We start from the raw sequence: 20,408 nt of genomic DNA, 5'->3' as shown, positions 1-20,408 counted from the left end.
GAGACTTATATGAAATTGAATTGGTAACTATCACTTTTGGCTTCGAGTTGATTGGTTGAGCACAACCTTAGGAGGCGATCGCTCTATCCAACTGAGCTACGAGGACATTTATGAAAACCTGCTGATAAGCAGGAATCCAAACTTATTCAATTTTCCTCCGGCCCGCTACAAATCCTCCGGAAAATTAATTCTCCCCTGCAGCCAGATAATTCCCTTGAACCGTCTGCCAACCTGGGGTTCCCCAAACAAGTCTATTATATTAATACAAACGTCAAATGTCAATTCATTACAGCAAATTCTTAAAATATAAATTTTTTCCCCGGTGACATCATTGGCAGCCTCCTGCATGGAAACAATCTCTCCCAATATGGAATATTGATCGCATTCCACCCCATAGGGCATAAAATAGGTATCTACCAGGCTGAATACATCTTCCTTCTGAATCTTGCGGGAAATGGTGGTGTACATGTCCATGTCCTCCAGGGTCAGAGTCTCAATAGCGTCCTCATCTCCCTTTCTGGCCGCCGCCAGCAGATTATTCCTGTTGGCAGAATTTTTCTTGACTCTCAGCTTCTGCTCCTCATCCTTTTGTATGGGCATCATAATACTGCCGCTTACGGAAAGAGCCGAAAGAGTCAGGGTGGTTCCTCTGATGGGAAGCTTTCCCGTTGTCTGCGCCTTTACATAAGGAATTCTGTTTTTCAGGTAAAAAATCAGGGATATCCCAACCTTGACATCATCGCACACGCCAGCATAAGAATCCTTGGCCGCATGGCGTTCCACAGAGACATCCTCATGGGTTGTAATTCCGGTGCCGTTCAAATAGGGAAAATAATAGTCGTAAATAAATTTATCCTCCTCGTCAAATTCACCGCAGACTGTCACTCCCACGGAACCGGCAAAGTTTTTGCTGAATTCTCCCAGCATAATTCCTTCCTGATTTAAGGTATATGCACGTTGATCGGAATTCATAATGACATCCGTCAACAAATTTCTTATTTTTTTACGGTCAGAATAATCACTGAAGCCGATAGCACGCATATATCTATGCAACTCTTCACCTTCTCTCCCGATTTTACATTTCAATTTTACAAGGTGTCAGGTATAATCCACAATTCTTCCCTGTAAAACGCCTTGTATGTCTATATAATACTTACTGAAATCATTGCCATCCACATAGACACGGACTTCACTGCCCAAAGTGATTACCGGCTCAGGATTTGTCCATATATTTTCACTTTTGAAGCTGTCCGGCCTCCAGCAATCTTTTTTTCTTCCGGTTCCTTCTGGCAAAAAGGATCAGCGCAATAATGCAGATCAACAGAAAAATGAACCCAATCCCGACAAAGATACCTCCAATCAAAATATTGATTAATCCTGTGGACACATTGTAAAGGTCATCCGGCTGTACCAGCAGAGTAATCTCTTTTCCTTCATACATTCCGCTGCTGTATTCCTGAAGATTTACATTCTCATATGTTTTTCCGCCATAGGAATAGGTCACATACACTCTATGAGATATATCTCCATCTATATCCCGATAGCTCTCAATTTGAGTAATTTCAGCGCTGACCTCTACCGCTTCTTCCTGAAATCGTATGCTGGACACCAGCAATATGATACCGACTATGAAGAAAATAAATCCTACCACTGCTAAAATGCCAAAAACCAATTTTAATACAATATTATTTTTTTTTCATATGTGTTTTAATTTATTTTTGAGAGGGATATACTTTATCCTTTCCTCCCATATAGGGACGCAGCGCTTCCGGTATGCTGATACTGCCGTCCTGATTTACATTGTTTTCCAAAAATGCAATTAATCCTCTGGGCGATGCCAGAACAGTATTATTCAAGGTATGCACAAAATAAGTTCCATTCTCTCCCTTGGTGCGGATGCCAAGCCGTCTTGCCTGAGCATCTCCAAGAGTAGAGCAGGAGCCTACCTCGAAATATTTTTTCTGTCTGGGACTCCATGCCTCCACATCACAGGATTTCACCTTCAGGTCTGCCAAATCGCCGCTGCAGCATTCCAGAGTGCGCACCGGTATATCCAGACTGCGGAAAAATTCTACCGTGTAGGTCCACATTTTATTGTACCAATCCATGGATTCTTCCGGTCTGCACAATACTACCATCTCTTGCTTTTCAAACTGATGTACCCGGTACACTCCTCTTTCTTCAATGCCGTGAGAGCCTACTTCCTTTCTAAAACAAGGAGAATAGGAAGTCATGGTAATCGGCAGACCTGTCTCCTTTACGATCTGTCCTTTAAATTTTCCAATCATGGAATGCTCGGAGGTGCCGATTAAATACAAATCCTCTCCTTCGATTTTATACATCATGGCTTCCATCTCGGCAAAGCTCATCACACCATTTACCACGCTGCTGCGGATCATAAAAGGGGGAATACAATAAGTGAATCCCTTATCAATCATAAAATCCCTGGCATAGCTTATCATGGCAGAGTGAATTCTGGCTGCGTCTCCCATCAGGTAATAAAAGCCGTTTCCGCTGGTGCGCCCTGCGCTCTCCTTATCCAAGCCATTTATGCTGTCCAAAATATCTGCATGGTAGGGCACCTCAAAATCAGGCACAATAGGCTCACCAAATTTTTCTATCTCCACATTTTCACTATCATCCCTGCCGATAGGAACAGAAGCATCTATTATATTGGGAATCACCATCATAATTTTTGTGATCTTCTCCTGAAGCTGCGCCTCTTTCTCCTCCAGCTGGGCAAGTCTCTGTGCTCCTGCTGTCACCTGGGCTTTTTTTTCTTCTGCCTCTTCCTTTTTCCCCTGTGCCATCAAAGCGCCGATTTCCTTGGATATTTTATTGCGGGAAGCACGCAGGTCATCTGCCTCCTGCTTTACCTTCCTGCTCTCCGCATCCAGCTGAATCACTTCATCCACCATGGGAATTTTGGAATCCTGAAATTTCTTCCGAATATTTTCCTTCACAACCTCAGGGTTTTCTCTGAGAAATTTAATGTCTATCATAGCTTCCTCCCTTTTATCGTATCCTTACGATTTTTAATCTAATTAGGTACTTGCGAAACTCGCTCTCTGGTATCAGAAACTGGGCGTAATAACCAAAATAAGGGTGACTAGCCACTGCTTCGGAACCCGTTTTTGGTTATTATGACCAGGTTCGTGACTTTGTCAGTGAGTTTCGCAAACGCCTATTTAATCCAATGCTTTTTCAATATAAATATTGTGTACTTTGACAAGATCCTTAATCAATACACCCTCTACATCATTTCCTGCTTTATCCTTTATAATGCGCAACACTGGTCTCTCATGGAAATTTTTGTTTTGGGACAAAACTACTCCCACTTCTCCTTCGTTGGTTAGAACATGTGTTCCTGATGGGTATACTGCCGTGAAGGCCAGAAAAGTGTCTACAATTTCAGCATCAAATAAAATATCTTTATAATTTTTTAAATATTCGATGGCCTCATATACCTTTACTCTTTTACAGCCAATTCCGCATATCATTTCGTCGAAAGCGTCGCATACATTTACTATTCTGCATTCAAAGGGAATCTCTCTGATCCGCAAAGGGAAACCAGAACCATCCAGTCTCTCATGATGATACAGTACAATATTTTTGCTGATTTTTGAAATCCAGCCTTCCGTCTTTAAATTGCTGAAGCCATACACAGGATGCTTTTTATATTCTGCAATCTGCTGTTTGTTCATGGATGTCAAAGCTATACCATTAAAATCCATTGTAATATATCTGAGTCCTATGTCGTGAAGCAGACAGCCTACGCCGATTTCATGAATCATACTTTTGTCTGCCTTAAGCTTCAGCGCCGTAAGAATGGCAAAGGTACATACACTGATAGAGTGCTCATAGAGATCAAAGCTTCTCTCCTTGATGTCAAAAACCTTTTCTACGACCTGATCTTCTTCTAAAATAGTGGAAATAATTCGATCCGTCTCTAAACTTAATTCTTCCAGTTCCTGATTATGATGATAGGTATGTCTCTCCAGAATATCTCGGACCTTTGACTTAATATTTTCCTCGATCTCTGAGCGCAGAATGACCAACTCGCCCTCCTCCATTTTTTCTTCCTTCACATATACATAGAAAATCCCGAGCTCAATGATTTTATCAATATATTCCTTTTTCAGCTTCGCCCCTTCCGGAAGCATAATCTGATAATCCCATGTCATAATGGGTTTTGCTAAAATTTCTCCACCCTTAAGTTCATCAATTCTTTTTAATTCCATTTATATTTCCCCCATTGCCATTGACAGTGCTTCCTCTTCTTCCTTGCCAAGAGAAATAGAGCTTTCCCCTCCTTTTATTTCCTTAGTATAGGAATAGCAGCCTTCTGTGCTGTGAACAGAATTGATAATAAATCCATTATTATTCTCATCAAGCAGTGCCAGGCAGAAGCTTAACTGTCCTCCCATTTGATTGAATGCGTCGTATTTTACCAGACCCATTTTCTGAAATGCAGATTCCATATTTCTATATAGGGTACGGATATCCTTCTTATTCTTTTCTGCAATTTCTTTTAAGCTTTTATTGTCCTCAAATAACGCTGCGATATCCTGCTCCAGGCTGCCCCCATCCTTTCCCGTCAAAAACTGATCCAGCCTCTTTTTCATTTTTCCGATTTTTCTTAAAAGGATAACAGATATCACAATAAATATAAGAAGAAGGACTGCCAATATAGCCATCCCAATCAACAGATATCCCAAATCAAACGCGCCCAGTCCTATCTGATTTAAAAAATTACTGTAATTTGCACTCATTTTATCCGATTTCAATTTCTCCTCTGTACTTTATTTATTACTTCCCGATCATTTCAAGCAGCCTGTCCAAATCTTCATGGCTGTAAAATTCAATTTCAATTTTTCCAGCCCCCTCACCCTTTGCGGATACGATCACCTTTGTGCTGAGCTTTTGCTTTAGCTTTTCCTCTATATCCAGATAGATGGCCTGCAGCGCTTTATCATCCATTTTTTTCTGCTTGACAGGCTTATGTAGATTTTTTACCAGCTTTTCCACATCTCTGACACTAAGCTTTTCATCAAAGATTTTTTGAGCAAGGGTATACTGTTCCTCCGGATTTTCCACTGCCAAAAGAGCTCTTGCATGTCCGGTGCTGATCATTTCGTCAATAACCATCTGCTGCACCTCATCTGAAAGCTTCAAAAGACGGATGGAATTTGTCACCGCAGCGCGGCTTTTGGAAACCCTCTCAGCTACTTCATCCTGCTTTAAGTGAAATTCTGTCAGCAGTCTCTTATAAGCCTGGGCCTCTTCAATGGGATTCAAATCCTCGCGCTGTATATTTTCTATCAGGGATATTTCAACAATCTCCTGATCTGTATAATTGCGGATAATTACAGGAATCTCTTTTAATCCCGCCATTTTTGCAGCCCGCCATCTGCGCTCCCCTGCAATAATCTCATAATACTCTTTTCTGTCCTGTACCAAAATAGGCTGCAAAAGTCCAAATTGTTTGATAGAGTCTGCCAGCTCCTGCAGTGCATCCTCATCAAAATTCTTACGAGGCTGCTCTCTGTTGGGCTCCACTCTTGTTATCTTCACAATCGTCTCCGGCCCACTATTTTCAGAAACAGCATTCTTTATTTCTTTTTTTGTCTTTGCTTCCCCAACTGCATCTGGAATCAAAGAATCTAACCCTTTTCCCAATCCTCTTGCCGCCATATGATCGATCATCCTCTCCTTATTTAAAATCCTTCATGTAATTGCGAAGCTCGATTTGATTATTATAATCAGTTTCGTGACTTTATCAGCAAGTTTCGCAATTAATTGTTTTTAAAAGCTTATTCATTACGGATTACTTCCTCCGCCAGCTGCATGTAGGCCTCTGCTCCTGCAGATTTTGCATCATACATATTGATAGGCAATCCATAGCTGGGAGCTTCCGCCAGCCTGATATTTCTTGGAATTAAAGTCTCATAAACTCTTTGGTTTAAATTCTTTTTTACATTTTCCACAACCTGCATGGACAAGTTTGTCCTGGCGTCATACATAGTAAAGACTACACCCTCCATCTCAAGTTCCGGATTTAATCGTTCCTTAACCAAATTTACCGTATGAATTAACTGGCTTAAACCTTCCAACGCATAATATTCACATTGAATGGGTACTAAAACACTGTCAGCTGTAGTCATGGCATTTATAGTCAGCATATTCAGGGAAGGAGGACAATCAATAATGATAAAATCATATTCTTCCTTAATATAATCTACCTCATTGCTCAATATGTACTCCTTCTTGTCAATGCCAATCAGCTCAATTTCAGCCGCCGCAAGATTTACATTGGAGGGAACCACAGAAACACCTGGAATAACATCCTTTATAATACAATCTCTGATAGAACACTCTCCCAAAATTAATTCGTAAATTGTATTTTCCAGATTATTTTTATCTATACCGAATCCACTTGTAGTGTTTCCCTGTGGGTCTGTATCGATCACTAACACTTTCTTTCCTTTGGATGCCAATGAAGCAGATAAATTAATCGAGGTAGTAGTTTTTCCAACGCCCCCCTTTTGATTTGCAATTGCTATAATTCTTCCCATATTTTTTCGCCTTTCCTATGTTTCGCTTTACAATTATATCACTTATAGCAAAAGATATCTACATGAAAATATTGAAAACTGGTATAAAGTGTAATTGTTCAGCCTGCGCCATTCGCAAAGCCGCGCCAAGGCGCTTTTCCGCTGCTATGCAGCTGCCTTTGCTCATTATCGGGCGCTCCGCTCATAAGCTGCACAACAAGCAACTTCATGCAAGCATGATTTGCTTGTCATACAGCTTATGGCTGAACTGTTACAAAATTATGTTTCACACTGATTTATATGATGTTTCACGGATATTGGTCACAATATCTTGGGTTTAAATGTTTCACGTGAAACATTATCTTGTGTTTTATGAAAAAGAGAGAAAAATGTTTCACGTGAAACATTTTTCTCTCCCACTAATAAAGCTTAATTAAGTCATTTTTTATAGCAAAAACCGCAGCCTGGGTTCTGTCTGAAACATCTATTTTCTTAAATATATTTGAAATATGATTTTTCACAGTTCTCTCACTGATGTGTAAAGCAGAAGCTATCTCCTTATTAAACATACCATTAGCAACCTGAATTAAAACCTCTAATTCTCTCTTTGTAAGAGACTCTATTTTATCTCTGTCCGAATCTCTTACAATCAATCGGTGATTCAAAGCAGGTATCAAATTAGGCTGAATATAATTTTCACCCTTCATCAGCATATGAATTGCTTTCTTTAATTCGGACGATTCTGAATCCTTTAAAATATAACCATCTACTCCAATATCGATTGCTCTTATCAAATATTCAATCTCATTATGTACTGTAAGAATCAGTACCTTTACATCTATTTTTTCTTTCTTTATCTCCTCTAAAACTTCTATTCCATTTTTCTTTGGCATATTAATGTCTAAAAGAAGGACATCCGGTTTTGCTTTTCTTAACTTTGTCAAACATTCTTCTCCATCATTTGCTTCCTCCACAACCTCAATACTGCCGTCAAATTCTAAAAGCTGTCTGATACCCTCTCTCATAAGAATATGATCATCAGCCAACATCACTTTTACACACATTATATCCATGTCCTCTCATTCAAAATTTATTAAGTAATTCCAAAACTCACTTCTATACGTTTCGCAATTACTTATTAAAAATAGGCACTTCTATTCTTATTTTAGTGCCCTGGTCTATTTTAGAATCAATTTCTATTTTTCCACCAATCAAGGCAATTCGCTCCTTAATTACAGAAATTCCAAAATGCTTGTCAGAATCTTCACCCGGTCTGTTCGGATCGAAACCCTTTCCATTATCCTCTATATGAATCAGGCAAAGGTTGTCCTTACATTCACAATGAAATAAAATGCGATCCGCATCTGCATGCTTTACAATGTTAATCAGACATTCCTTTGCAACTCTGTATATAGACATTAAAATCAGATTGTTTTCACATGAAACTTCTTCTAAAGACAAATCAATTTCATAATTACCTTTTTCATTGATTCCACTGACCAAACGCTCAAAGGCAGCCTTCAAACCCAAATCATCAAAGCTCATAGGACGCAGATCAAAAATTGTACATCTGATTTCTTCAATAATTTCTCTAAGGTTTTTATTCACAACGGATAATTCCAGCTTTGCCCTCACCGGGTCCTGATCAATGAATAAACTGCTTAACTCAATCTTATGAATTAAATGGGCCAGGTTCTGCAGTGATGTATCATGAAGCTCCCTGGCAATCCTCTGTCTGTCCTCCTCCTGAATGCTTAAAGCCATCAGATTGGACAAATCCTTTTCCTCCTCCAGAATATCCTTCACAGTAGCCACCCTGGAGATAAGGATGTCTCTACTTTGATGCAGACGTTCATTTTCTGCAAGGCAGGACAATTTTTCTCTTTTTATCCTCTCAAATTCCTCCTTATGAATACTCTCTGCATCCCTGGGAGAAAAAACTTTAAAATCACGATCTTCCTTTTCTAAAATAGAAGCCGTATAAATATCAAATTCTTTTATCTTCAATAAATTATCATTTATTTTTTCTTCAATTTCTCTTTTTTCCTGCTCCAGCTCCTGGAGCAGGTGAGAAAGCTTTTTATAATTAGCATGATTCATAAGCTTATTAAGAACATACGTTCTAATCCTATATTTTCATTTCGTCTTTGATTCAAATATGCTTCCTATTTATTCTACATTAACATAATATAATAAAATCAATCATATGTAAAACACATTTTATTTGTATGTTTTAATTATTTCCTATATAATAAAAGAAAAACAGGAAAAGACAAGGGGTTTGGCATGAATCAAAAAGCAAAAAAAATTTTATTTCTGACAGCTTTGGCAGCAGGCACCATCCATATCATAAACCGTTTACAGTATGCCGCTTCCACAGGAAAAAACGTTCTGGCATTTCCCGATAATCAATACTATGAATGGAGATTTGGGAAAATCAGATATATCAAAAAGGGAACGGGAACGCCTCTTCTTCTGCTTCACAACCTGACAGTAGGAAGCTCTTGCTACGAATTTTCAAAAATATTAAATCAACTGGCAAAGGACCACGAGGTTTACGCCATTGATTTTTTAGGTTATGGACTTTCCGACAAGCCGGATATCACCTTTACCAATTATCTATACGTCCAAATGGTCACCGATTTTATCAAAAACGTAATCGGTAAAAAAACAGATATCACAGCCTCGGGGGACGCCTTTGCAGTTGCAGTGATGGTATGCCATAACGACAGTGAGACAGTGAGAAAACTCATCGGCATAAATCCTCAGAGTCTTTTTCAGCTGAATCAGATTCCTTCCAGGCAGACCAAAATTTTAAAGCTTCTTCTGGACACTCCCGTACTGGGTACTTTCCTCTACAATATGCAGACAGGAAGAACGGCTTTTCAAAAATTATTTGAAGAAAGTTACTTTTACAATCCTTACAAAATAGAAGAAAAAGATATATTATCCTACATGGAGGCTTCCCACACCACAGATTACCACTCTAAGCATTCCTATGCCAGCTATGTGGGAAGATACACAAACATCAACATTCTGCACGCCTTAAAGGAAATCAATAACAGCATTTATCTCATTTCCGGAAAGGAAAAAGCAGACATTGATACCATCATCGAAAATTACGTGTATTACAACGGCGCAATTGAAACCACTTTTATCGAAAAAACAAAGCAGCTCCCCCATCTGGAACGGCCCGAGGAAACACTATCTGCCATTCAGTTATTTTTAAATTCATAATTACAAAGGTTCTTTCCCAGGAATTCCTGCCTTCCTGGGAAATTTTTTTGGAGTCTGCTTTATTTTTTCCACAACAAACAGATTTCTGTAAATATCAGAATCCGGGAGATAAAAGGAAACCTGATCCTTGATTTTTCCCCCTAAAACCTGTATGGCATTTTCTGCAAGGGGAAGCTCTTCAGAAATCTTCTCAGATTTATAAGAAATAAAGCTGCCTCCCACCTTCACAAAAGGAAGGCAGTATTCCGAAAGAGTAGAAAGATTTGCAACGGCTCTGGAAACACACAGATCAAATCGTTCTCTCAGCTCCTTCTGCCTTGCCAGATCCTCAGCCCTTCCATGCAGCGCCGTAACTTCCTTCAAACCCAGTTTTTCAACCACTTCCTTCAAAAACAGTACTCTCTTATTTAAGGAATCTACAAGAGTCACCCTTAAATCAGGAAACACAATCTTTAAAGCAAGTCCCGGAAAGCCCGCTCCCGTTCCCACATCAACCACTGAAATCCCTCTCTTCATGTCACAGGCACGAACCAAAGAGACGCTGTCAACAAAATGCTTTTTCATCACCTCATCATAGTCCGTAATGGCCGTAAGATTCATCACCTGATTTTTTTCAATCAGCAGTTCATAATAGAGAAGAAACTGCTCCCTTTGCTTTTCTGAAAGCTCTATGCCAAACTCTTTTAAATCTTTTTCAAACTGCACTGTATTATATTCTTTATTCAAAGTGTTCCTCCAAAACTTCATGCTTTGTTATAATGCTCCAAAAAAACAAGAAGCACAGAAATATCCGCAGGAGACACCCCTGAAATCCGAGAAGCCTGCCCCACAGACACAGGCTTAAATTCCTTCAGCTTCTGCCTTGCCTCCAGACGTAGGGACGGCACCTGATCATAATCCAGTCCCTCCGGTATCTTCTTTTTCTCCATCTTTTTATATTGCTCTACCTGACGTTTTTGACGGACAATATAGCCCTCATATTTGATCTCAATCTCAACCTGTTCAATGACCTGGGCCGGAAGAGAGGGCTTTCCGGTAAGCTCCATGGAAAACCCGGTTCTCTCCTTGTCAATTTCAGAAAGCTTCCCATAGCTCAATTCAGGCCTGCACATTAATTCTGCTAAAGAAGCCGCAGTTTTTAAGGGAGAGCTTCCGTGAGCTTCCAAAAAAAGCTGTATCTCTTTGTTTGCCCCCACAATGGTATGCTTCAAACGCTCTATCTCCTTCTCTATCAGCTCTTTTTTCCGAAGGAGCGCATCCATCTGTTCCTTTGAAACCAGGCCAGCCTGATATCCCTTTTCCCTAAGGCGCAGATCTGCATTATCCTGACGCAGAAGCAGACGATATTCTGCTCTTGAGGTCATCATCCGATAGGGTTCCCTGTTATCCTTTGTAACCAGATCATCGATCAAAACCCCGATATAGCTCTCAGAACGGTCAAAAATAAATGGCTCCCTTCCCAGGATTTCCATGGAGGCATTTATGCCGGCCACCAAACCCTGACAGGCAGCCTCCTCATAACCGCTGCTTCCATTAAACTGTCCGCCGCTGAAAAGTCCCTTTATATCTTTAAATTCCAGCGTAGGATAAAGCTGCTTTGCATCAATACAGTCATACTCAATGGCATAAGCATTCCTCACCATCTCGCAATGCTCCAGCCCGGGCACTGTTCGATACATGGCAAGCTGTACATCCTCCGGAAGAGAGGATGACATGCCTCCCACATACATCTCATTGGTAGAAAGTCCCTCCGGCTCTATAAAAACCTGATGCCTTTCCTTCTCTGCAAATTTTACCACCTTATCCTCAATAGAGGGACAATACCTTGGGCCTGTCCCCTCTATAATTCCCGCATAAATAGGGGAACGGTCCAGATTATTTCTGATGATCTCGTGGGTTTTTTCATTGGTATAGGTCAAATAGCAGGAAACCTGCTCCTTCTGTATGGCTTCCGGGTCCGTGGAAAAGGAAAAGGGAACAATCCTTTCATCCCCAAACTGCTCCTCCATCTTTGAAAAATCAATGCTGCGTCTGTCCATTCTGGCAGGAGTCCCCGTCTTAAACCGCCTCATTACAATTCCCATTTTTTTCAGGGAATCCGTTAAATGATTTGCCGCCTGGAGTCCGTTTGGTCCTGTATAGGTTATGGCCTCTCCACACAGACATCTGGCCCGCAGATAAGTTCCCGTACAGAGAATCACAGCCTTACACTCATAAATGGTTCCCGTAAAGGTCTTTACGCCCGTAATTTTCTTTTGAAAAGAGGAAGAGGCATCCTCTCCGATTTTTTCATCCTCCCACAAAAGCTCGCAGACCTCCGCCTGCCTTATCAAAAGATTTTCCTGATTTTCCAACACCATTCTCATGGCTCTGGAATACTCCGCCTTATCAGCCTGGGCCCGCAGGGAATGAACGGCCGGACCCTTTGAAACATTTAACATCTTAGATTGAATAAAGGTCTTATCTATATTTTTTCCCATCTCTCCGCCCAGAGCGTCCAGCTCCCGCACAAGATGCCCCTTAGAGGTGCCGCCGATATTGGGATTACAGGGCATCAGGGCAATACTGTCCACACTGACCGTAAAAATAACCGTTTCCAGTCCCAGTCTGGCACAGGCCAAGGCTGCCTCACAGCCCGCATGGCCGGCGCCCACCACACATACATCCGTCTTCTTACGTACTTCACTCATTGCACAATTCACTCCCATACTGTCCTGTCACTTTACTTTCCCATGCAAAACTTAGAAAAGATTTCCTCAATCAAATCCTCTCCCACCTCTTCGCCGATAATGGTTCCAAGAGAAGCATAAGCGCTCATCAAATCAATGGAATAAAAATCCTCGGGCATTCCCTCTAAAATACTTTTTCTCACCAGATAAAGGCTTTCACAGGCCTCCTGCAAAGCCGCCTTATGGCGCAGATTCGTAATCACAACCTGATGATTGCTCTGAATATCTCCTTGAAAAAACATATCCCTCACTGTATTTTCAAACAAATCAATTCCCGTTTTTTCAAGGGTGGAGGTTTTTATCATAGGTATCCTTTTATGCCCTGGAAGCACCTCTTCTATCAGGGCATTCAGCTTTTCTTCTGTCACAATATTTTTCAGATCACTCTTATTCAACAAAATAACAGCATTCTTCTCTCCGATCAGGGAAATGATTTCTCTGTCGCTTTCATCCAGCTCTACGGATACATCCACCATATACACAATCAAATCCGCATCTGAAGCGTATTTTTTTGCCTTTTCCACACCTATCTTTTCCACAGTATCCTGGGTATCCCGAATTCCCGCAGTGTCTATTACGTGAAATCCAATCCCATGAAGACTGATATACTCCTCCAGCACATCCCTGGTAGTGCCCGCAATCTCCGTGACAATGGCTTTTTCTTCCCCGGTGAGAAGATTCATCAAAGAAGACTTTCCCGCATTTGGCTTTCCCACAATTACGGTGAAAATTCCCTCCTTTATCCTCTTCCCGTTATCTGCCGTGGAAATAAGCTTTTCTATCTCTTCGCAAAGAGAATTTACCTTTTCCAAAAGTCGATTTGGGTACCCCTCCAGACTGATGTGCTCCGGATCATCCAGGGCCGATTCAATAAAGGCAATTTCATATAAAATCTCAGCTCTAAGCTTCTTTACCTGCTGTGAAAGCTCTCCCCTCAGCTGATTGATGGAGGAGGAAAGGGCATACTCATTCTGGGCATGAATCAAATCCATCACGGCCTCCGCCTTGGAAAGATCGATTCTGCCATTCAAAAAAGCTCTCTTTGTAAATTCTCCCGGCTGGGCCATTCTGGCTCCATTTTTAAGAACTGTCTCCAGAATTTTCTGCATCACAAGGACTCCCCCATGGCAGTTGATTTCCACCGTATCCTCTCTGGTATAGGTATGGGGGGACAGCATCACTGCCGCCATTACCTCATCCACAATATTTTCCTGCTCATCTACAATAAACCCGTAATGTATGGTGTGACTTTTAACGCTGCTTAGCTTTTTTTCTCCCTTTTTCGTTCGAAAAACAGCGTCTCCCACTGCAATGGCGTTCTCTCCGCTGATGCGGACGATCCCAATGCCGGAATCTGAAAGGGCCGTGGCAATGGCCGCTATGGTATCCGTATTCATTATGATATCCCTTTCAAAATCAAAAATATCCCGAAAGCCTTCTGAAAAAACCGGATATACGAATCCTGTCATATATCCGGTCTTTTTTCTTATAAATTCTCTTTTCTTTTTAATGTGACAACCACTCTTCTAAAGGGCTCCTCCCCTTCGCTGTGGGTGGTCACATATTTATCATTCTGCAGAGCCGAATGAATGACACGTCTCTCGTAAGGATTCATAGGCTCCAGCGAAACAGGCCTCTTTGTCCTCTTTACCTTATATGCAATATTCTTTGCAAGGTTTTCCAAGGTTTCCTTTCTTCTCTGCCTGTAATTTTCTGTGTCTACCTTTACCTTAATATAGCTTTCCGCATCCTTATTGACCACAAGGGACACCAGATACTGCAGAGAATCCAGAGTCTGTCCTCTTTTTCCAATTAAGACCCCCATCTCATCTCCGCTTAAATCAATATTCATAAAATGATTTTCTTCATCATATTCAATCTGAACAGCAACCGTCATATTCATGGCATCGAAAACCTGATTCAGAAAATTTTTAGCGTTATCCGTAACGGAACACTTTGCTGCGGCCCTGATCACAGCAGGTCTGGAGCCGATTCCCAAAAATCCGCTTGATCCCTCATCCACAACCTGATAATCAAGCTTATCACTGGTAACCTCAAGTCTCTGACAAGCCTCTGTGATTGCGTCACTTACTGTTTTGGCAGATACTTCAATATATTCCATATACGAAACCCTCCCATTATTTTTTGTCCGTATTTTCCTTGCTGCTTTTGTTATTCTTCTCGTTGTACTGTCTCACCATGTTTGCCTTGGCCATCATGCTTCCCGGCTTTGCTGCGCCGCTGTTATAATACTCTGTGGCCTTCCTCATGGCCTCTTCCTTTTCCTCTTCTGTCATTCCGGAAGAAATATTTGCCTTCTTTTGAATGTTTCTGGTATTCATATTGGCATAGGCATTGAGCTTTTCCTGGTTTTCCTTCATCTTCTCCAGCTTTTTCGCACTCTTTGCAGAATTTTTCTGAATGATTTCATCAAAATCCATCTTATCGATATGCCTGTTGATAATTACCTGCTGAATGCTTCTGACCACGCTTCCGGCCACCCAGTAAAGTCCCATACCGGAGGGAAGGGTAAAGCAGAACCAGGCAGACATAATCGGCATAATCATATTCATGGTTTTCATAGAGGAAGCCATAGTGGAAGCCTGATCATTTTTGTTGTCTGAAGAAGTCTGCTGCGGCATCAGCTTTACGTTCACCCACTGTGTTACGGCGGAAAGAACAGGAATTGCCAGAGCTCCGACCACCACCAGCCAGGCTCCGTTTGCAAATGCCTCCGTAATCAAATGCCAGGGGGAATCTCCTATATTCAGGCCAAGAAAATTGTTATAGGTATCCAGCAGTCCTCTTGTAGTCTCATTGCTTAATATAAGCTCTCCCTCATAGGTCAGGGAAGCCAGTCCATAATGATCAGAAATAATAGACATATCCGAGGAGGAAAGCTTATTGAGAACGTCTATAATGCCGTTCTGCAGATTGCCGTCCGTCATGTTTGTCCCATACATGGATACCGTGCTTGCAATGCTCTCCACTCCGGAATTCTGGAGAAAGCTGCCGTTATCCACAGATATGATCTTATCCGCAAGCACACGAAAGGTATCTCCTATCTTCGTAACATAGGAAGGAATTGCATAGATCACTCGGTATAATGCAAACAAGATAGGCATCTGAATCAAAAGATACAGACAGCTTCCGGTAGGAGAAACGCCATACTTTGCATACACCGCCTGAATTTCCTGATTCTGAGCCATGGTAGACTCATTATCCTTCTTATTCTTATACTTCGCCTGAATCGCCTGTATTTCAGGATTCATCTTTGCAGAAAGCTTGGAAAATTTCTGCTGCTTAATTGTGAGGGGCATCATCAAAAGGTTTACTACAATGGTAAACAAAATGATGGCTAAACCAATGTTGGGAATCCCGATAAAATCAATGACCGTAAAAATTGCCTCCATGATTTTACCAAGCACCCACGCCACCTGACCTATAATGGGAGTGGTGTTCTGGGTTAAGAAAAATATGTTCATTTATCCTCCTAGCATTGCCGGACCAGATTAAGGCACAGGGTCATAACCGCCCTTTGAAAAGGGATTACATCTTAAAATCCTCCACACAGCTAACAGCGTTCCCTTGAAAGCGCCGTATTTTTGAATGGCTTCCAGCCCATACTGAGAACAGGTGGGAACATAAGGACACTTTGTGCTTTTTAAAGGCGATATATATCTTTGATAAAATCTGATGCCTGCAATCAATAGTTTTTTCATATTCTTTATCAAACTCTCTCATCAAAATAAAAATAAACTTTTATAATTTGATGCAGTTTTCCAAGATGCAGCAGCGCACTTTCCACCTCTTCATATCCTGCGGAAGCGGCACTTTTTCTTGCGATGATTACAATATCCAAACCACTATTGAATATACTTTCATGTAATCGGTAGCTTTCTCTTACCAGTCTTGTAACACGATGTCTTACAACACTGTTTCCAACCTTCTTGCTCACACTGATTCCAACTCTGTTTTTCGAAAAGCCATTTTCCTTTACATACATAATCAAATATTTATTGGCATAGGATCTGCCGTTTTTATAAACGAATTGGAACTGGTGATTCTTTTTCAAAGACTCAGAGAATTTCATGATATACTCCTGTTTTCTCAATGAAGAGAAAAAAAGGCCACATTTCTGTGACCTATGCGGATAATTTCTTTCTTCCTTTTGCGCGTCTTGCTGCTAAAACTCTTCTTCCGCCAGGAGTACTCATTCTGGCTCTGAAACCGTGTACCTTAGAACGGGAACGCTTCTTCGGCTGATATGTCATCTTCATGGAAAGGCACCTCCTTCTCTTACACCTTATCTAAAAAGGTAAACTCAATTTTTTCAGTAACAGGCATCTCTTTTCATGCCTGCCGTCAGGAAAATAGCATATTGATTGTATAAAAAAATCAAGTCCGTGTCAAGGGAAAATACTGAAAAATCAAGAAAAATCAGCAAATAGGAGGGTTCCATCCAGGCAAAAAAAATTTTTTTTCACATTATCCACATAGATATACACATAATTTTATTCACCTGAAGTTATACACAGCCTGTTGATTATTTGTGGATAATTTTCATTTTATTCTGTAAAAGCTGTGTAAAAGATGTGATCAAATGAAAATAGATTCCCGAAAACAGGGGATTTTTCTCTTTTTATAAATGAAATCTTATTTATCCACATATCTCATAAACTATCCACAACCCTTGTTGATTTTCCTATTTATAAACATACTTATCAACAAACTGTGGATAACTTTATCGGAACCTCTGTTTATAACTTGCATTTGAAATATTCCACAATCTATATTACAATGAAAAGACATGATCACAATGCTTTTTTTATGTACTTTTTTATGGAAGGACAGGCAAAATGGACGACATAAAGACAAATTGGACAGCCATTAAGGAGACCGTCAGAAGAGAATATAATCTCTCTGACATTTCTTATCATACCTGGGTGGAGCCTTTGGAATTTTTTAATGTAGAGAATGATGTGGTGAACATTATCATCCCATCAGATCAGGCTCATGCCTTAAATTATATCTCTACCAAATATAAGAGCTTTTTTCAGGTTACCATCACGGAAATGTTCAACCATAATTATGATGTGTATTTTCTGCTGGAAAATGACGTGAGCATAAAGGAGCTTCCTGAAAGCGAAAGCTCCTCCATGGGTTCTGCACATAATATCAATTATGAAAACGCAAACTTAAATTCAAAATACAACTTTGACACCTTTGTGGTGGGAAGCAACAATAAATTTGCACATTCGGCTTCTTTAGCGGTAGCAGAATCCCCAGGACAGGTTTATAACCCCCTTTACCTCTACGGTGGTCCGGGCCTCGGAAAAACCCATTTGATGCACTCCATCGGACATTTTATCCTAGATCAGAATCCAAATATGAAGGTTCTCTATGTTACCAGCGAGGAATTTACCAACGAGGTGATCGAATCCATCCGAAGCGGTAACGCTGCATCCATGACAAAGCTGCGGGAAAAGTACAGAACTGTGGATGTGCTCATGGTAGACGACGTGCAGTTTATTATAGGAAAGGAAAGTACCCAGGAGGAATTTTTCCACACCTTCAACGTGCTTCACGGAGCCCACAAGCAGATTATTCTCTCCTCGGACAAGCCGCCTAAGGAAATGGAGACTCTGGATGAGAGATTCCGTTCCCGTTTTGAATGGGGCCTGATCGCTGACATTCAGCCTCCCGATTACGAAACCCGTATGGCTATTCTGCGCAAATATGCAGAGTCCTATGACAAGCAGATTGACGAGGAGATCATAAAATATATTGCAAACAACGTAAAATCAAATATCAGGGAGCTTGAGGGCGCATTTAACAAAATTATCGCCTTTGCAAGGTTAAATAAGGTAGAGCTCACTCTTTCCCTTGCGGAAGAAGCCCTGAAAGACGTGATTTATCCAAACAAACCAAAGGAAATCACGCCGTCTTTGATTATCAATGTGGTAGCGGAGCATTTTGGCGTAAAGCCAGAGGATATTACCTCCAAAAAGCGCAATTCCGAATTTGTCCAGCCCAGACAGGTGGTGATGTACCTGTGCAGAGAGCTGACAGATACCTCCTTTACCAATATCGGAAAGCTTCTGGGCAAAAAGGATCACACCACTATTATTCACGGCGTAAACAAAATTACCGCAGAGATTGACACCAATGAGGAGCTGCGCAATAAGGTGGATATTATCACAAAGAAGATAAACCCTTCTTAGAAGATAAATCCTTCTTAGTTTTCCACAGGATGGTGTGGTTTGTCTGTTGAAGGAAGTGGAATGGATGTTGATAATTTTTCCCGCGAAAAACGGCAGTTAAAAATGAATGTGAATAACTGGCTGGTTATTCAAAAGTTATTCTGAAAGAATTCACCACTTATCCATTCCATTTTAAGCCGAATAATAGTATAATAAAAGCAGTTATGCACTTATCAACAGCTGTTAAGAAGAAGATGAAGAATTTCTTTTTTATATTATATTTACAGAAATGAGGAAAAGCATGAAATTAATTTGTTCCAAATCCAATCTTTTAAATGGTGTACAGATTGTATCCAAGGCAGTCCCTAATAAAACAACCATGTCTATTTTGGAATGTATTTTAATAGATGCGTCTCTGGGGGAAATCAAGCTTACGGCAAATGATATGGAGCTTGGCATAGAGACTGTGATAGAAGGCCAGATTGTGGAGAAAGGCATCATTGCGCTGGATGCAAAAATTTTTCTGGAAATTGTAAGAAAGCTTCCGGACAATGATATTACCATTGAGACGGACGCTTCCTTCAAAACTACCATTACCTGCGAAAAAGCAAAATTTAACATTATCGGAAAATCGGGGGAGGACTTTTCCTATCTTCCTGCGGTGGAAAAGGAGGAAAGTCTGGTTATCAGCCAATTCACCTTAAAGGAAGTGGTGCGGCAGACTATATTTTCCATTTCCGACAATGAGAACAATAAGCTGATGACAGGAGAGCTGTTTGACATAAAAGGGGACGAGCTTCGAGTGGTTTCTTTGGACGGCCATCGGATTTCCATCAGAAAAATTAAGCTCAGAGACCATTATCAGCCGAAAAAGGTGGTGGTTCCGGGAAAAACCTTAAGCGAGGTAAGTAAAATTCTGCCTGGCGACGCCCAGAGCGACGTACTGATTTCCTTTACTGAAAAGCATATTGTCTTTGAGTTTGATTCCACCACGGTGGTTTCAAGACTTTTGGAGGGAGAGTATTTCCCCATTGACCAGATGCTTTCCAGCGATTATGAGACCAAGGTTAAAATCAATAAAAAGGAGCTTTTAAACTGTATCGACAGAGCTACGCTTTTGGTAAAAGAAGGAGATAAAAAGCCCATTATCATTCATATCACTGACGAAACCATGGAGCTTAAGATCAATTCTGTTTTGGGAAGCATGAATGAGGATATTGATATTGAAAAACAGGGAAAGGATTTGATGATCGGATTCAATCCCAAGTTTTTGATTGATGCGCTGCGAGTGATAGATGATGAGGAGGTAGAGCTTTATATGGTGAATCCCAAGGCTCCCTGCTTTATCAAGAATCAGGAAGAAAGCTATATTTATCTGATACTGCCGGTCAACTTTACCACGGTACAGTAAACTTTACTACACTGTAGTAAAGCAGATAAAAATAAATCATAACAGGTTTAAATGAGGGAAAATATGGAAATTATTCATTTGAGGGACGATTTTATCAAGCTGGGACAGGCATTAAAGGCTTCCGGCTTTGCGGAGTCAGGCGTGGACGCCAAGTTTAAAATTCAGGAGGGTCTTGTGAAGGTAAACGGCCAGGTGGAGACGAGAAGAGGAAGAAAGCTCTTTGAAGGCGACACAGCCGAATATGATGGGAAGCTCATCAAAATTGAAAAGTAGA

Annotated in this window: 21 protein-coding genes; 4 read left to right on the top strand and 17 right to left on the bottom strand. The window is 40.8% G+C overall.

The features are described from left to right. Positions 1 to 165 precede the first annotated feature (165 nt). The 9 genes from SHK35_RS09615 to SHK35_RS09575 form a co-directional block, all read right to left on the bottom strand. On the bottom strand, positions 166 to 1,041 hold the full coding sequence (locus tag SHK35_RS09615; protein WP_318709618.1) for a DUF3881 family protein: 876 nt from the start codon (positions 1,039 to 1,041) through the stop codon (positions 166 to 168). A 193-nt stretch (positions 1,042 to 1,234) separates the two neighbouring features. Next, on the bottom strand, positions 1,235 to 1,651 hold the full coding sequence (locus tag SHK35_RS09610) for a hypothetical protein (RefSeq protein ID WP_442867438.1): 417 nt from the start codon (positions 1,649 to 1,651) through the stop codon (positions 1,235 to 1,237). Positions 1,652 to 1,712: 61 nt separating this feature from the next. Further along, on the bottom strand, positions 1,713 to 3,002 hold the full coding sequence (gene serS, locus SHK35_RS09605) for a serine--tRNA ligase (protein ID WP_318709616.1): 1,290 nt from the start codon (positions 3,000 to 3,002) through the stop codon (positions 1,713 to 1,715). A 186-nt stretch (positions 3,003 to 3,188) separates the two neighbouring features. Then, positions 3,189 to 4,241, bottom strand: coding sequence for an HD-GYP domain-containing protein (locus SHK35_RS09600; RefSeq protein ID WP_318709615.1), 1,053 nt, complete (start codon positions 4,239 to 4,241; stop codon positions 3,189 to 3,191). Then, on the bottom strand, positions 4,242 to 4,697 hold the full coding sequence (locus tag SHK35_RS09595) for a DUF4446 family protein (RefSeq protein WP_442867440.1): 456 nt from the start codon (positions 4,695 to 4,697) through the stop codon (positions 4,242 to 4,244). A 112-nt stretch (positions 4,698 to 4,809) separates the two neighbouring features. Beyond that, entirely contained in the window at positions 4,810 to 5,694 is an 885-nt protein-coding gene (locus tag SHK35_RS09590) for a ParB/RepB/Spo0J family partition protein (protein WP_318709620.1), read from the bottom strand. Positions 5,695 to 5,813: 119 nt separating this feature from the next. Further along, positions 5,814 to 6,575, bottom strand: a complete 762-nt coding sequence (locus tag SHK35_RS09585; RefSeq protein WP_318705111.1) for a ParA family protein — start codon at positions 6,573 to 6,575, stop codon at positions 5,814 to 5,816. 398 nt (positions 6,576 to 6,973) lie between these two features. Next, positions 6,974 to 7,618: a response regulator transcription factor gene (locus tag SHK35_RS09580; protein WP_318705115.1), complete on the bottom strand. Its 645-nt coding sequence runs from the start codon at positions 7,616 to 7,618 to the stop codon at positions 6,974 to 6,976. 67 nt (positions 7,619 to 7,685) lie between these two features. Beyond that, complete coding sequence (locus SHK35_RS09575; RefSeq protein ID WP_318709613.1) at positions 7,686 to 8,330, bottom strand: sensor histidine kinase; 645 nt, start codon at positions 8,328 to 8,330, stop codon at positions 7,686 to 7,688. 510 nt (positions 8,331 to 8,840) lie between these two features. Between SHK35_RS09575 and SHK35_RS09570 the strand changes: the two genes are divergently transcribed. Beyond that, positions 8,841 to 9,791: an alpha/beta fold hydrolase gene (locus SHK35_RS09570; RefSeq protein WP_318705109.1), complete on the top strand. Its 951-nt coding sequence runs from the start codon at positions 8,841 to 8,843 to the stop codon at positions 9,789 to 9,791. On the opposite strand, the gene rsmG is transcribed toward SHK35_RS09570, so the two are convergent. The 8 genes from rsmG to rpmH all read right to left on the bottom strand — a co-directional run bounded on the left by rsmG (position 9,792) and on the right by rpmH (position 16,800). Beyond that, positions 9,792 to 10,538: a 16S rRNA (guanine(527)-N(7))-methyltransferase RsmG gene (rsmG, locus tag SHK35_RS09565; protein ID WP_442867437.1), complete on the bottom strand. Its 747-nt coding sequence runs from the start codon at positions 10,536 to 10,538 to the stop codon at positions 9,792 to 9,794. Further along, the gene (mnmG, locus tag SHK35_RS09560) at positions 10,535 to 12,481 is read right to left on the bottom strand and encodes a tRNA uridine-5-carboxymethylaminomethyl(34) synthesis enzyme MnmG (RefSeq protein WP_318709611.1); all 1,947 of its coding nucleotides are present in this window, start codon (positions 12,479 to 12,481) and stop codon (positions 10,535 to 10,537) included. Before mnmG ends, rsmG begins: the two co-directional genes overlap by 4 nt. Before the next feature lie 32 nt (positions 12,482 to 12,513). Continuing rightward, a complete protein-coding gene (mnmE, locus tag SHK35_RS09555) occupies positions 12,514 to 13,917 on the bottom strand; it encodes a tRNA uridine-5-carboxymethylaminomethyl(34) synthesis GTPase MnmE (protein ID WP_318709619.1) in 1,404 nt (467 codons plus the stop codon). A gap of 89 nt (positions 13,918 to 14,006) precedes the next feature. Beyond that, the gene (gene jag, locus SHK35_RS09550; RefSeq protein ID WP_318705106.1) at positions 14,007 to 14,642 is read right to left on the bottom strand and encodes an RNA-binding cell elongation regulator Jag/EloR; all 636 of its coding nucleotides are present in this window, start codon (positions 14,640 to 14,642) and stop codon (positions 14,007 to 14,009) included. Positions 14,643 to 14,658: 16 nt separating this feature from the next. After that, the gene (locus tag SHK35_RS09545; protein WP_318709610.1) at positions 14,659 to 16,005 is read right to left on the bottom strand and encodes a YidC/Oxa1 family membrane protein insertase; all 1,347 of its coding nucleotides are present in this window, start codon (positions 16,003 to 16,005) and stop codon (positions 14,659 to 14,661) included. A 27-nt stretch (positions 16,006 to 16,032) separates the two neighbouring features. Further along, the gene (yidD, locus tag SHK35_RS09540; RefSeq protein WP_318705104.1) at positions 16,033 to 16,242 is read right to left on the bottom strand and encodes a membrane protein insertion efficiency factor YidD; all 210 of its coding nucleotides are present in this window, start codon (positions 16,240 to 16,242) and stop codon (positions 16,033 to 16,035) included. A gap of 8 nt (positions 16,243 to 16,250) precedes the next feature. Further along, entirely contained in the window at positions 16,251 to 16,613 is a 363-nt protein-coding gene (gene rnpA / locus SHK35_RS09535) for a ribonuclease P protein component (RefSeq protein WP_318705103.1), read from the bottom strand. A 52-nt stretch (positions 16,614 to 16,665) separates the two neighbouring features. After that, on the bottom strand, positions 16,666 to 16,800 hold the full coding sequence (rpmH, locus tag SHK35_RS09530; RefSeq protein ID WP_318705102.1) for a 50S ribosomal protein L34: 135 nt from the start codon (positions 16,798 to 16,800) through the stop codon (positions 16,666 to 16,668). Between the two features lie 579 nt (positions 16,801 to 17,379). Between rpmH and dnaA the strand changes: the two genes are divergently transcribed. The 3 genes from dnaA to SHK35_RS09515 all read left to right on the top strand — a co-directional run bounded on the left by dnaA (position 17,380) and on the right by SHK35_RS09515 (position 20,407). Continuing rightward, positions 17,380 to 18,744, top strand: coding sequence for a chromosomal replication initiator protein DnaA (dnaA, locus tag SHK35_RS09525; RefSeq protein ID WP_318709609.1), 1,365 nt, complete (start codon positions 17,380 to 17,382; stop codon positions 18,742 to 18,744). Between the two features lie 280 nt (positions 18,745 to 19,024). Continuing rightward, positions 19,025 to 20,134, top strand: a complete 1,110-nt coding sequence (gene dnaN / locus SHK35_RS09520) for a DNA polymerase III subunit beta (RefSeq protein ID WP_318705100.1) — start codon at positions 19,025 to 19,027, stop codon at positions 20,132 to 20,134. Between the two features lie 63 nt (positions 20,135 to 20,197). Beyond that, positions 20,198 to 20,407, top strand: a complete 210-nt coding sequence (locus tag SHK35_RS09515) for an RNA-binding S4 domain-containing protein (RefSeq protein WP_318705099.1) — start codon at positions 20,198 to 20,200, stop codon at positions 20,405 to 20,407. Position 20,408 lies beyond the last annotated feature (1 nt).

This window comes from Candidatus Acetatifactor stercoripullorum (genome assembly GCF_944382095.1).
Taxonomy (GTDB): domain Bacteria; phylum Bacillota; class Clostridia; order Lachnospirales; family Lachnospiraceae; genus Acetatifactor; species Acetatifactor stercoripullorum.
This window is presented reverse-complemented; position numbering and strand designations above follow the sequence as displayed.

Coding starts and splice junctions, on each gene's coding strand:
- SHK35_RS09615 (WP_318709618.1), bottom strand. CDS start 1,041: ATGCGTGCTATCGGCTTCAGTGATTATTCTGACCGTAAAAAAATAAGA.
- SHK35_RS09585 (WP_318705111.1), bottom strand. CDS start 6,575: ATGGGAAGAATTATAGCAATTGCAAATCAAAAGGGGGGCGTTGGAAAA.
- dnaN (WP_318705100.1), top strand. CDS start 19,025: ATGAAATTAATTTGTTCCAAATCCAATCTTTTAAATGGTGTACAGATT.
- rsmG (WP_442867437.1), bottom strand. CDS start 10,538: ATGAAGTTTTGGAGGAACACTTTGAATAAAGAATATAATACAGTGCAG.
- mnmE (WP_318709619.1), bottom strand. CDS start 13,917: ATGAATACGGATACCATAGCGGCCATTGCCACGGCCCTTTCAGATTCC.
- SHK35_RS09590 (WP_318709620.1), bottom strand. CDS start 5,694: ATGGCGGCAAGAGGATTGGGAAAAGGGTTAGATTCTTTGATTCCAGAT.
- mnmG (WP_318709611.1), bottom strand. CDS start 12,481: ATGAGTGAAGTACGTAAGAAGACGGATGTATGTGTGGTGGGCGCCGGC.
- SHK35_RS09595 (WP_442867440.1), bottom strand. CDS start 4,697: ATGGCTATATTGGCAGTCCTTCTTCTTATATTTATTGTGATATCTGTT.
- SHK35_RS09580 (WP_318705115.1), bottom strand. CDS start 7,618: ATGTGTGTAAAAGTGATGTTGGCTGATGATCATATTCTTATGAGAGAG.
- SHK35_RS09545 (WP_318709610.1), bottom strand. CDS start 16,005: ATGAACATATTTTTCTTAACCCAGAACACCACTCCCATTATAGGTCAG.
- serS (WP_318709616.1), bottom strand. CDS start 3,002: ATGATAGACATTAAATTTCTCAGAGAAAACCCTGAGGTTGTGAAGGAA.
- dnaA (WP_318709609.1), top strand. CDS start 17,380: ATGGACGACATAAAGACAAATTGGACAGCCATTAAGGAGACCGTCAGA.
- rnpA (WP_318705103.1), bottom strand. CDS start 16,613: ATGAAATTCTCTGAGTCTTTGAAAAAGAATCACCAGTTCCAATTCGTT.
- SHK35_RS09600 (WP_318709615.1), bottom strand. CDS start 4,241: ATGGAATTAAAAAGAATTGATGAACTTAAGGGTGGAGAAATTTTAGCA.
- jag (WP_318705106.1), bottom strand. CDS start 14,642: ATGGAATATATTGAAGTATCTGCCAAAACAGTAAGTGACGCAATCACA.
- SHK35_RS09515 (WP_318705099.1), top strand. CDS start 20,198: ATGGAAATTATTCATTTGAGGGACGATTTTATCAAGCTGGGACAGGCA.
- rpmH (WP_318705102.1), bottom strand. CDS start 16,800: ATGAAGATGACATATCAGCCGAAGAAGCGTTCCCGTTCTAAGGTACAC.
- yidD (WP_318705104.1), bottom strand. CDS start 16,242: ATGAAAAAACTATTGATTGCAGGCATCAGATTTTATCAAAGATATATA.
- SHK35_RS09570 (WP_318705109.1), top strand. CDS start 8,841: ATGAATCAAAAAGCAAAAAAAATTTTATTTCTGACAGCTTTGGCAGCA.